This window comes from Undibacterium sp. JH2W, from assembly GCF_049340425.1.
Classification (GTDB): domain Bacteria; phylum Pseudomonadota; class Gammaproteobacteria; order Burkholderiales; family Burkholderiaceae_D; genus Undibacterium.
In genome coordinates this window covers 45,921-58,402 of record NZ_JBMPOT010000021.1, presented here as the reverse complement: position 1 = coordinate 58,402, position 12,482 = coordinate 45,921, and the positions used below count along the sequence as shown (strand labels likewise).

Annotated in this window: 10 protein-coding genes and 1 pseudogene; 4 read left to right on the top strand and 7 right to left on the bottom strand. The window is 52.6% G+C overall.

Annotation, left to right across the window (positions count from 1 at the left end; genetic code table 11):
* The 4 genes from ACO0LC_RS24970 to ACO0LC_RS24955 are packed head-to-tail and all read right to left on the bottom strand — an operon-like array spanning position 1 to position 5,257.
* The gene (locus ACO0LC_RS24970) at positions 1-1,422 is read right to left on the bottom strand and encodes a radical SAM protein (protein WP_423008274.1); all 1,422 of its coding nucleotides are present in this window, start codon (positions 1,420-1,422) and stop codon (positions 1-3) included.
* Positions 1,412-2,242 (bottom strand): hypothetical protein, encoded by an 831-nt coding sequence (locus tag ACO0LC_RS24965; RefSeq protein WP_423008271.1) that lies wholly within the window; start codon positions 2,240-2,242, stop codon positions 1,412-1,414. The genes ACO0LC_RS24970 and ACO0LC_RS24965 overlap by 11 nt, the downstream gene beginning before the upstream one ends.
* A complete protein-coding gene (locus ACO0LC_RS24960; protein WP_423008269.1) occupies positions 2,232-3,665 on the bottom strand; it encodes a hypothetical protein in 1,434 nt (477 codons plus the stop codon). Before ACO0LC_RS24960 ends, ACO0LC_RS24965 begins: the two co-directional genes overlap by 11 nt.
* 11 nt (positions 3,666-3,676) lie before the next feature.
* Positions 3,677-5,257, bottom strand: a complete 1,581-nt coding sequence (locus tag ACO0LC_RS24955; RefSeq protein ID WP_423008267.1) for a ferritin-like domain-containing protein — start codon at positions 5,255-5,257, stop codon at positions 3,677-3,679.
* Between the two features lie 454 nt (positions 5,258-5,711).
* Between ACO0LC_RS24955 and ACO0LC_RS24950 the strand changes: the two are divergent.
* A pseudogene (locus ACO0LC_RS24950) lies at positions 5,712-6,038 on the top strand (IS21 family transposase); the annotation flags it as partial.
* A 352-nt stretch (positions 6,039-6,390) separates the two neighbouring features.
* On the top strand, positions 6,391-7,869 hold the full coding sequence (locus ACO0LC_RS24945; protein WP_423008265.1) for a serine hydrolase: 1,479 nt from the start codon (positions 6,391-6,393) through the stop codon (positions 7,867-7,869).
* A 77-nt stretch (positions 7,870-7,946) separates the two neighbouring features.
* Here the strand turns inward: ACO0LC_RS24945 and ACO0LC_RS24940 are convergent, their stop codons facing one another.
* Entirely contained in the window at positions 7,947-8,906 is a 960-nt protein-coding gene (locus ACO0LC_RS24940) for an alpha/beta fold hydrolase (RefSeq protein WP_423008263.1), read from the bottom strand.
* A 159-nt stretch (positions 8,907-9,065) separates the two neighbouring features.
* Between ACO0LC_RS24940 and ACO0LC_RS24935 the strand changes: the two genes are divergently transcribed.
* A complete protein-coding gene (locus tag ACO0LC_RS24935) occupies positions 9,066-9,947 on the top strand; it encodes a helix-turn-helix domain-containing protein (RefSeq protein ID WP_423008261.1) in 882 nt (293 codons plus the stop codon).
* 66 nt (positions 9,948-10,013) lie between these two features.
* The gene (locus tag ACO0LC_RS24930; protein ID WP_423008259.1) at positions 10,014-10,355 is read left to right on the top strand and encodes a hypothetical protein; all 342 of its coding nucleotides are present in this window, start codon (positions 10,014-10,016) and stop codon (positions 10,353-10,355) included.
* Positions 10,356-10,897: 542 nt separating this feature from the next.
* Here ACO0LC_RS24930 and ACO0LC_RS24925 read toward each other — a convergent pair.
* Entirely contained in the window at positions 10,898-11,869 is a 972-nt protein-coding gene (locus ACO0LC_RS24925; protein WP_423008257.1) for a 5'-nucleotidase, read from the bottom strand.
* 57 nt (positions 11,870-11,926) lie between these two features.
* On the bottom strand, positions 11,927-12,166 hold the full coding sequence (locus ACO0LC_RS24920) for a hypothetical protein (RefSeq protein WP_423008255.1): 240 nt from the start codon (positions 12,164-12,166) through the stop codon (positions 11,927-11,929).
* Positions 12,167-12,482: the final 316 nt, after the last annotated feature.

The window sequence follows — 12,482 nt, the reverse complement described above, 5'->3', positions numbered from 1 at the left end:
TCAGACCTGCGGGCCGTCCGGCGTGCCCTGGAACCAGTCCGCTGCCAGATGGCTCAGGCGTTGATGCGCACCTATGGTGTAATGCAGCCAGCCGCGTATGTAATCGCAGGCATGGCGTCCACGTGCCAAGACTTCATGATGGCAGCCGCCGCCACACAGGTAGCGCGCCCAACAGTTATTGCAAGGCTGCTGCTGGTGTACATGACGCTGGCTGAGCCAGATGGCTTGCTTGCTGCGGTCCACACCTTCATCCAGGCTGCCCATCTTGCCCTGTTCATCACCAACAAAACGGTGGCAGGCAGACAATTCACCATCTGCTGATACACCAAAATAACCCGCACCCGCACCGCAGGGGTAGGGACGGTGCGTGCCGCGCTGCAATTCACGCAAGGCGTTTTGCATATTCATGAAAGGGTAGCGCTGGCCCTGCATGACATGCTGCTCAAATGCCAGGCCGCAGGCGATCATGCCTTGCAACATTTCGGCCATGTCTTCCGGCCCCATTTCTGCCTGACCGTTGGATGCACGCAGCAAAGGTGAAAAACCTACGCTGTGAAAGCCCATGTTGATGAAGGTATCCAGGGTGTGCGGCAGGTTCAGGTTAAAAGGGGTTACTGTCACGCGTGCGGATACCTGCATCTGGCGCTGGCGTTCCAACAAGGGGGCGATGCGTTCTACTATCTGGTCGAAAGAACCCTTGCCACCCTTGAAGGCGCGCAAGCGGTTATGCTGCTCTGCCGGACCATCCAGGCTCACCGTGACGGCAAAGCCATGCTGCTCGAAAAAATCAGCATCATCACTTGTCACCAGCGTGCCATTGGTGGTGATGGAGAAATGACAGCGCACATCGCGTTGCGCTGCCTGCTCAACGGCATACTCAGTCACGCTGCGCAAGACAGCGCGATTAGACAAGGGCTCACCACCCATGAATGCCAGGTTGACCTTGGCACCCGGTGCTGCCTGGCCCAGCAATAAATCCACAGCTTGCATGGCTTTCTGTAATTCCATGCTTTTGGCCTTGCCACCAAATTCACCTTGCTGCGCATAACAATAAGTGCAACCCAGATTACACTTTTGCGCTATCGCCAGTGACAGTGCATGTACTGGTGGTGATGACAGCGGTTCATCATCGATATAGGACTGGGCCTGCAAGCCATAATTGGCGATGAGCGCAGCCAGCAATTGCTGGCCCTCAGCCTTGATCGCAGTACGAAATTCTGGCACCAGATCCGGCGGCAAATGAAACAGCCTGCTGCCATTCACCAGCAAGAGTTGCGCACCCTGTGCATCTTCTACCAAGTGTGCATCACGGTGCGAGGGGCGTGATGCTGTGACGGTGTGCAAGGACAGGGCAGGTGCGAGACTGGCATCTTCCTCAGGCCTTGTGATAGTCTCAGGCTCAGCGAAGAGATCAGGACTCATCGGCATCTTTGCCGCGTATGATGAATTGCAAATCCTCTTGCCAGGATTTGAACAAGTCATCGTAGGAGTATAAGCGACTGTCAGTACGGTTGTCGGGGATGTAAGTGCCAGTACGTTTCTTGGCAAACCACATGTCGCCGCGTGACAAGCCATTGATGCCAGGTTCCACATTCACATAGTCTGGCCGTGAGGCCGCCCAATAGTAGCAGGCGCATTCGCGGTAATCATTTTGCCAGGGAGCGCACAAACCTTGCGTTAATTCGCCCGGTTGCAGAAGGGCAGGATTGAAGCTTGCCGTGCCGCTGACAAAAAAGTGACGCAGCCTTAAATGCACCTTATGGGTAGGTGTGTCAGCATCATACAAAACTTCGGTGTCGGCATCCTTGTCGGCAGTAAACTCACATTCCACCATCTGCCCCTGCAAATGCAAAATCCGGGCAAATGAATTGGACCATTCCATGAAAGACACGGCATTCGGATTGGCGGCTGAAGCCAGTGTGATGGGGCCTTCTTCCGGCACGGTAGGCCCGGTGGTGAGCACGCCCATGTCCAGCCCGGCAAAACGCAGCAGGCGGCGACTCTTCAGGTTCGCGTGGCCTGGTTCGGCATCAATCACATAGTTGTTGTTTTCGACCAGGGTGATGCCTTCAAAGGCGCGCCGCCACAAATTCCTGAAATCAAATTCCAGGCCAGGGAAGCAGTTGGAAATAGCACTGCGCGGCAGCACCGACGCCGGGTTACCAGTGCCGCGATGATGGATTTGCGCCGTCAGGTTGCTGGCACTGATGCTGGCTTTTTTGTTGCTGCTGTTATCGGACATTTTTGCTCTCCTGCTGGCTGGGGCTGGCAAACATGGCGTTTTTGGCGGCCTTGATCACCATGTCGATATGGCGGCGTGTCAAGGTCAGGCTGCGGCCATCTGCACCGCGCATCAATGCTGGCATTTTGCGCAGGGCAGCGGCCGACAGGTCGCCGATTTCATCTGGCTGTCGCAATGCCTGGGCAAACCAGGGGGCGCCGCCGGCAGTCAGGGTGCTGAAGACGCGCTCATGCAGGGCGCGCAAGGCCAGGTTGTCCACCAGCGAGGCGGCGGCTATCGGTTCGTAATAACGCTCAAAGTCGCCGGTATTTTGCCGCACCATGGTGCTGGCTACATTCAGGCGGCCATTGACCGGGTTGCCGTTCATCACTGCCGTATTCATCAGCCTGACGGTTTCCAGCGCACGCAAGACCAGCTCTGTCGCATCATCGAGTGATACTTCTTCGTCTTTTACCACAGCACCGTATAGCAGTTGTTCCATCTCGTCAGAGATCACGCGCACTGGCAAAGTGTCAGGCGCAAAAGCCGGTGGCCCGGCACCTATATAGGCTTGCGCATGCAAGACCTTGTCATCATGGAGTTTCAGGCTGACCCTGACATGGCCATCGCATTCATCATCCAAGTAACCCCAGCTGACCTGATTGCCGTCAGCATCGGCGTAACCTGCATAGATACTGGCGGGCGCGGTCAGGGTGGCATTGCTGACGCCGGGTACGGTGCCATCGGCATAACCTAGCCAGTCTTTCTTCTCGTTGTACAGCACCAGCTCATCGTTATCGATGATGGGATCATCGACCAGCATGGGCACGCCGTTCTGGTCTGGCTCCAGTCTCTGCTTGCGTGAACCATACACCACACCGCCAGCCGGTGTGTAGCGCAAGCGTATCTCTGGAAAGTCTTTGGTTGGCTTGATGTACTGTATATGTCCCAGGGGCAGGGTCTTGCCCGGCAAAAAGTTTTTGCAATGACCGATGACGGGGTGGCGCACATGATCCTTGATCGAGCTCAGTTTGGCGTGGATCTGGTCATCTGCGTTGCCGGTGCGGCGAAACAGCTTGATATTGCTCAGCGCCACGTCCCAGTGCAGGCTGGCCAGGCTCAGCTTTTCATGCTGTAGCAAGTCCAGGGTCAGCGGCTGCAATTCATCGGGCTGATCACTGGTGCGTACAAACACTTCCAGAAATGGTGCAACCGGCCTGATCTTTTTATTTTCATCCTTGAAGCGTATCTGCGCAGGCACATAGGCGCGCACGATCTCGCCCGTTGCTTTGTCCACCTCCAGGCTGGGGCGCGGCACGATGCTGCGATAGTCAAAAGGCTTGGTCGGGTCTGCTTCCAGGTCAAAGGCTTCCAGCGCTTCATCGGCAGCACCCAGGCGGCCAATCGCCAGCGGCGGCAAAATTCTGATTTCCAAGATAGACATAAGAGCTACTCCTAGAATAGGGCAGGGTCAATGCTGCCAGACAAAATACGCTGGGCCAGTGCCTGCATGTTTTTGTCTGCCTCGCGCATGGCTTGCAGATAGGTATGGCGTGCTGGCGGGGCAACCAGCAAGAGCGCTTCCGTCAGGTTATCTGCCGCGATCAGCAGGTCAAGATGACCAAGCCAGCGATTGGTTTCGCCAAACGGGCTGTTCAGGGTATAAGGCATCTGGAAAGGCGGTCCGGCAAAACCCGCATCTGGGTCAGTGGCTGATACTGGCAACTGCATCAAGATCTCAGAAACAGCACGCAGGTTATACATTTCGCCAAAAGTGCCATTGACAATGGCGCCGCGCGGTGTGATAGCACCCGCTGCATTCAAGCCGCCAAACAGGGTGAAGCTGTGTATCAGATAAGCCAGCAACATGCGGTAACGCACGTTGTGCAGTTGTGCCCACAATATTGATTCAGGGTGAGTGATGCGGGTTGCCTTGCCACCGGCAAGTTCCGGTTCCTGGCCTGGGTCCAATGACACATAAGGGTTGACCGCCACCTTGCGCGATGGTGACCAGGGGGCAAAATGGGCTCCCGCCTTCAGCAAGCCGGCCTTGCTGGCTGGCTGTAATTTCTTCCAGCCATCGACAGAAAAATCATCTGGACGGGCTTTGCTCCATACTGCGTCAGTCAGCGTTTCTTTCGCCAGCAACTCGCGCATCTCTACATAGATATTGAGGAAGCGCACAAAATGTGATTTTGTGTCGCCCGTGGTGGCCTCACCCTGTGAAGCAATCTGCTGCAAGGCTGACACCATATCGTCACGGCAGGTTTGCGGCACCACCAGCACATCCGGCGTCTGCCTGGGCTGGCCAGAACTGTTGCCACGATTTCCACCCAGATAGCCACGTCCCCATTCAGCCCAGTTGGCCTGGGCCGGGAAAGTGTTGGCCTGGAACACATAGTCAGGTAAATAATCAGGCTTCTCGACCAGCTTGATCAGTTTATTGAGCAAGACCGATACTTGATGCGGAGGAGGTTCCCCCTCCTTGTAAACACGCGCTCGTATTTCCTTACCTAACTCTCCACCGTCCCAGTCCTCTGGCGATTCGGCAAACACATACTTGGCCAGCGAGTCCAGCGTCAATGGTTCCAGCGCAAACGGGAAGGGGTAAAACGGCGCATCCCAGGGGTAATCCTCGCGGTCCATATGCAGCGGCGCACCGATCAGCCGTAGCGAATTCTGCACCGAGATCAAATGCCCCATCTCTTCCTTGGCGATGCCCAGTATCACCTCCTGCCAGTTGCGCACCACATCACGGTAGGCTTCAGGCACCTGCGGCCCGCCCAACGAATACGCCGCGTACAGGTATTGCACCATCAAGCAATGCTCAATCTCGGCATCAATCGACAGCAGATAAGTGACATAGTCACGCGGAGAAAATTCCAGGTTCAGCGAAGCAGCCTTGCTATGCGGCGCAGGCCCCAGAGCCTCTGCCGAGAGCATCTTCGCCCCCGCCATCAAGCCCTGAAAAGTCCCGGTCCTGGGTAAGGGAGCATGCAATGCCCCAAGGTGACGTCGTATCTGTGCAGCACGCATTTCCTGGTCCTTTTAAGGGTTGGGTATGGAGGCAGCAGGCAAACATCCTCTGGGCAGCTGGAGGTGGTTTGCAAGGTGGTTGTTGGTTAAAAATAAGGCAACGAAATTGATATTAATTTAGTATTAAATTAATATCAAGTAAGGTTGAGGATTTTTCGTGTGAAGTAATGCTTGAGAAGAAGTGAAGTGTTGTTATTGCAGCATTTCTTGAGGGGCAGCTTGGTACCTTTTGCTTGTGGGCATTGATAGCTTTGCCAATTAAGCTATTTCGTGTTCAGTAAACCATCCATTTGAAATTACGTGCGACTTTACGGCATCAGGTGCACTGGTGTACATCACCAAGGCTGTTGATTTGCACTGAAAATTGACCCACTGGGGGTGCGGATAAATTGCATCTAAAATTGTCCCACGTTTAGCACACAATCCTACTTATCTTGATGAGTAGGGGACAGGAGTGATTGACGTGGCATTACTAGGTATTATTCGACGCTGGCACATTCGTGACCATATCCCATTACGGGAGATCGCCAGACGACTGGGCATCTCTCGCAACACTGTCCGGTGCTATCTGCGCTCTGAAGTCACAGAGCCAGCCTATGCGGAGCGACAAACAACAAGCGCCATCGATAAATATGCATTGCAGCTATCAAGCTGGCTTAAAACCGAAGCTGGCAAGAATCGTAAGCAGCGACGAAGCTTAAAACAACTTCATCTGGATCTAAAAGAACTGGGATTTGAAGGGTCGTATGACCGGGTGGCTGCCTTCGCCAGGAAGTGGAAGATGGATCAAACTGACAGGGTCAATTCAGCTAGCAAACGCACAGCTCCAACAAATACTGTTTTTTTCGCTGAAATCCCGACCCGGACACCAAGTAGCTTGCGGAAATTACTGATCTCAACAATTTTAATATGCATGTGATGACTCCTAATGTAAGTCTATCTTAGGTGCGTATTATTTTTTAGTTAATATTTCTGTCTTGGCATTGACCACATTTTGGCGAAAATGTGTTTGCTTTTTTCCGAACTCCGCCGATAGCTTAGAACTATTTTCTATTTTGCAAGTCGAATGATGATTGGCATTAATACGTCCTTCTCAAGGACTGTAGTGTGACAATTTTCGAAAGCAAATTTAAATGACAAAATTAATTGCCTCGCTTTGCGTGGTTTGCGGTCTGATCGGAACGACAGCAGCTAGTTATTCTGCGAACGCCAGCGACGTCGCAGTAAAATCCCAGCCCTCCGACACAGAAATCAAACAACAAATCGACCGCTACATAAAAAGCGAAATGCACGAACGTAGCATCCCCGGCATGCAACTGGCTGTGGTCAGAGGTGGCAAGATTGTTTTGTTGAAGTCGTATGGTCTGGCTGAGATACCCAATGCGGTGGCTGTGAATGACCAGAATGTGTTTTCCATCAACTCTGCGACCAAGTCGTTTACTGGGGTTGCGATCATGCAGTTGGTAGAGGAGGGCAAGCTGGATTTGTCTGCGCCCGTGTCGCGCTATCTGGATGGCTTGCCTGTGGCCTGGCAGGCGGTGACTGTGCGGCAGCTTCTTACGCATACCTCGGGTATCCCTGACATCATCAGCAGCAAGATACCTTCGCTGGCGACGCCGCAAGAGGTGGATGCTGCCTGGGCGGCGATACAGACCTGGCCTATGGAATTCAAGACGGGTGAGCGTTACCGCTATAACCAGACCAATTATATTTTGCTGGGCAAGATCATCGATAGTTTGAGTGGCATGCCGTTCATTGATTTTTTCCAGAAGCGGCAGTTTGCTGTAGCGGGCATGCGTAGCGTGGGTTTTGGTGAGTCGCGTGATGTGATACCGCACAAGGCGGTGTCGTACAGGTATGAAGAACCGGGTGGCAGCTTGCGGCATATCGTTGAGACTTATCCACCATTCTTGCGAACAGGTGCGGGCATGAATAGCAGTGCCGAGGACGTAGCCAACTGGCTCATCGCGCTGCAACAGGGCAAGCTGATTTCTGCTGCGGGTTTGAAACAGCTCTGGACGCCAGGTACTTTCAATAATGGGAAGCCGACTGTGTGGGCGTTGGGTTGGCCTGTGATGCGGCAGGGTGAGTATGCTGCGGTGGCTGGTGTGGGTGGTGCGCGTTCGGCGTTTTATGTATATCCCGGCCATGATCTTGCCATCGTCACGCTGACCAATCTGGCAGGTGCTGATCCGCAGGGGATGATTGATGATATCGCTGGATTTTATTTGCCGGGTTTGAGAAAAGCGCATGGCGGTGCTTATGCGGCGCATCTTTTGCGTGAACAAATTGCGCAGGATGGTTATGCAGGTCTGGCGGCGAAATTGAACAAGATAAAAATTGATAAGGGTTTGCCTGATCCTTCTGAAGATGATTTCAATTCCTGGGGTTATCGTTTGCTGGGCAAGAAGATGGCTGATCAGGCGGTGACGGTGTTTGGCCTTGGCGTGCAGGTTTATCCTGACAGTGCAAACCTGCATGACAGTTTGGCGGAGGTATATGAGTTTCAGGCGGACAAGGTGGCGGCGCTAAAGCATTACCGTTTGTCGCTGGGGCTGGATGCGCAAAATACGCATGCGGCGGAGCGCATAGCGGCGCTGGGTGGGAAATGAATTGGAAGTAAGTGTTCCCGACTGTTGACAGCTAGCCTGAGCTAACTGTCAATACCGCCATCAGCTTGATGTGCGCGTCACACTGTCCACAAGCGGCGGGCTTCTTCCGCAATCACATCCGGATACTCTTCCTGAAAAAACAGCTTCCCTTCTGGTATCACGCGTATGCCGCGTGATTGTGGAAGTAAGCGGTCAAGATAATTTGCATCAGCCATGGAAAACAAGGTATCGCTGCCGCCCCATACTATCCTGATGGGGATGTTGCTGCGCTTGAGCTTTGCTTCTATGCCCGCCAAGGGATTGGGTTCCAGCGCCAGGTGGAAGTCGTGGTATTGCTGGCGGCGCAGTGCTGAGCTGACCAGTGGGGTGACGTAACAGGCGATATTGTCAGCGCTCAGTATTGCCGGGTTGTGGAATACGGCAGCACCAAAGGTGGCGCGGGCCAGGGTGTTGTCGCTCAGCCATTTGGCGGTTTCGTCAGCCAGGGTGCCAGCGCGTGCCATCTTGATGACGGGCTGCACGCCTGCCGGCGGACTGTCTGGCTCGACGTCGCAGTTTGTCAGCAGCATGCTGCGCACGCGTTCTGGATAGCCTGCTGCAAGCAGTTGTGCCACTGCACCGCCACTGTCGCTGGCAATGATATCAACCACGCCAATCTTTAAGTGATCCAGCAGGCTAATCAGCATGTCCAGTTGGGCATGGGCTGTCAGTGATTGCTGCGCGGGCACCTGGGTATAGCCCAGGCCCATGAAGTCGGGCGCGATGCAGCGGCGGTAGAGTGAGAGACGGTCTATCGCACCGCGCCACTGGAAGCCATTTAGTGGTGCACCATGCAAGAGCAGGGCGACATCACCCTGGCCGCGCTCGACATATGCGATTTTGCCTGATGGCAGGTTGGCAAAGCGGCGCATGGCGTGAAAGGCTGTGGCATCGGTGATCTGTTCTCGGGATAATGCCAGGGCGGGCATCATCAGTGCGGTACTGATGCTGCCAGCAATGGCGGCGTAGGGGAGTTGCAAGAAAAGCCGTCTCTTCATTTTTTTTCTCCAGGTGGGGTTTATTTGTGGGCCGTAACAATGGGGACGATGCTAGCAACATCCCTTTGAAATGACGCGCACAAACAGCCGCTCGCGAGCACAGACGGATGATTTGCGCTACATTAATGCTTCCCCAGGTGTGCATACTTTGAGGGCGCAATGACCAGACCTGCATGCTATCCCAATCCATCTGCAGCACTGCTGAGCAGTGCCGGTAGCCATGATTTGCCGCTGCTTGATGTGCTTACCTCACCTGTACCACCTGGTTTGTTCAATTCTCCTGTCGATGCGCGGCATGTACTCTGCCTGCATCTGGGTGACCCTGTTCCTGTGTCTTACCGCGCAGGTTCTTATGAGCGCCAGGGGGTGCGCCTGCATGGGCAGTTCTGTGTCGTCCCTGGTGGTTCCAGCACATGCTGGACACTGACCCAGCCCGCCACATCCTTGTTGTTGCGCCTGTCGCCGCAAATCCTGAACGACACAGCAGAAACCATGAAGCTGGGCAGCCAGCATGGGCAACTGACACCAGCCATCCATATCCGTGACCCGCAGATAGAATGCATAGGCTGGATGATGCAGGCCGAGGACCATGAGGCTTATCCGGGTGGGCGTATTTTTGCTGACAGTCTGGCAGTCGCACTGGCTGCCCGTCTGTTTGCCTTGCAGTCACGCCAGCCAGTGACCGAGCAACTGACGGGCCCCGGCTTGCCAACGTGGCGCTTGCGCCATGTCATCGATTATGTAGAGACACATCTGGATAAAGACCTCACGCTGGCCGAACTTGCTGCCGTGGCAGGCTTCAGCCTGTCGCATTTCAAGTCACTGTTCAGGCAGGCAACGGGCATGCCTGTACACCGCTATGTCATGGAGCGACGCTTGCAACGCGCACGCCAGCTCATGATGGAAGGCAAGCAGAGCATGACAGACATCGCCCTGGAAACAGGTTTCGCCCACTCCAGCCACCTAGCCCGCAGCATGCGCCGTGTGCTGGGTTTGAGCCCGGCGCAGATTCGCGGGATGACGGATCATCGGCTACGATAAAATAAGCGTTTTTTTGGGTGAACAATCTTGAATCAGTTGATTCTATACATGTGAAAGGAAAGACCGATGAAGTCTCTGTTAGCAGTTTTGCTGTTCCTGGTTTCACTGAACGGGTTTGCAGAAGAGCAGCCTGCTCTTGTCAAAAAACTGGTCGAAGGATCTCCCTGGGTGTTTACGACAAAATACGAAAACACGGTGATACAGTTCCGGCTAACTGCTGAAGGTGAATTTCAAAAGCTAGGGCAAGATGGGGAGTGGAAAAAAGTAGCTTTGTCTCAGGATGGAAATATCAACTGGCAAACGATAAAAGGACATCAGATAAGTATCAGGCTCAATGAAGCCGGGGAACCAGTTGCGGCGCATTCCAAGCATGCTTCGACTTTTAAATCGCAGGCTAAAAATCCCTAGAAGTTATTCTTACTTGCCTGTTCTTCGGGGGACAACTATCTTGCATTTTGAGAGAGCAAGTGAAGATGCAGCCGTGGCAGCTTGACTGGTTCGAGAAATTTATTTTATCGAACCAGTCAATTCGTCAGATTTATTCATCCTTTGCCAATGATGAATTTTTATTTCTTGTGAACAATCAGGAAGTGGTAAGACAAAAATTAATAAAACTCGCTTTTTGATTAGCTACTAATAAGACTAAATTCAGATAGTGAAGAGACTAAATTTTAACGTGCGACTTTGTTTAAATTACATGAGTAATTAATACCTTCGGCGCAGCATAATACGTATGTTTCAAATCTCGCCTTTTGACGAGGATCTGAATCACCACCAGTTCTTCACGTACTCGCCAACTGTTCTTGGCAATCCAGTATCGACTGGAAAGTATCAACATTAGTGTATTGATAATTTAGCTGGTCCATTTGCATGCAAATGGACCCTGCTCGATCAAGTGAACTAGATTTTTCCATATAAGTCGCTTAGCACTCAGTGGGGACAGAATCTGACTACAACTGCGGGGATGTTGTGTCCGCCATAGTAGAGATTTCGGGTGTTGCATTAATAATACCGAATGGAATATGTACTGAAGGCGCAACGGCGCTCGCTGATTTCAAATGTCCCGGCTGGTCGTCAAAGAAGATGTGAGGCCTAAGTACGCCTAAAATTTTCCCTTTGTCGATTCCGCCCAGGAAAAACGCATCGTTGGCATAAACGCCCCAGCTCTCAAGTGTTTTGAGCGCACGTTCATGCGACGGTGCATTACGAGCAGTCACAATTGAGACGCGCAGCCGATTTTGATATTCCAGATTCTCCTTTTTATATTCTTCTTCTACCGCCTGAATTTTTGAAATCCGGACCAGGAATTCTTTAAGGGGCCCTGGATTGTGGGGCTGCATGACGTTACGTACCTCGTGTGCATGGAACTCTGACACCCCACTCGATTGATATACTGACTCGGATTCGTCACTGGCCAATACACCATCGAAGTCAAACGCGATGCTGAGGGTAAGATCCTCCTCATTGTCCACGTAGTTCGAATCAAGAACTTGACCCGCAGGATGACCTGCACGAATCGCCGCATCTACGTCTTGTTTATTCCCTGACAGGAACAACGCAATGTTTAACGCGGGAATGTACTCATATGGAGAACGTCCCTGCATAAAAATCGCACGAGTCATTCCTAGGCCGTAGTGCTCAATGGTCTTCATCGCTCGTAAGCCTGTATCAGGATCGTTGCGCGAAAGCAAAACGACTTCTACAAGTGGGTCATCCGGCTTGCTAAGGTCGTTCAAGGATAGAATGCGTTTAATGAAAGGGAAGGCTATCCCTTTTGGGAATGGCTCGTTGAGGTGCGCCCGTTGGTATTTTCGGTATTCGGCTTCGCCATCCCGACGAAATACAGCATCGGAGTCGCGCAAATCGAATACTGCGCTGGAAGCTACGCCGATGACGAGTCGGTTTTCAAGACTGTAGGACAAGTTGCACCTCTCTAAATTGTTTTTCGACTGCGCCCATTGGGCGCAGCGATAGTTGCGTCAGTTGTTTTTCTTCGATTGCGAGACCAATGATCCCGCCAGGGACTTGGTTGCTGTCGCCGACTGGCCGCTTTTCAGAGCCGCTGAAGCTTTGGTTTCAATGGACTTACTGGTTGTCTTATTTGTTCCGGCTTGGGCAAGTGCGCTCCCTGCCAAGCTCTTTTGAATTGCTGAGGCGTTTGTGCTACCGAGGGTTTTGCCAGCTAGGGAGGCCGTCTTCTTACCAGTTTCTTTTGACATATCTGTTCCTCAGAAAAGTGAGTTCGGCCGTTGGGCCGGTCGGCACATGGCGTCGACCCTAATTAAATGAAACCAACAAGCAAATTTTCAATACATTAATTGTATTTTTTTTATCGAAACTCTCATATTAACGCACTTCAACTGCCTCAGCGATCGCAGAAATACAAGGCCGCCGCTCTAATCGTATTATCCAACCCACATCCCTACCATATTTGTTTATCAACTTGTTTTCAGATTGCCAATAATGCGATTAGAATTTGTGTTGATGGGTGCCATATAGTTCATAAGGGCAACAAAAAAAGTGCAGTGATTCATA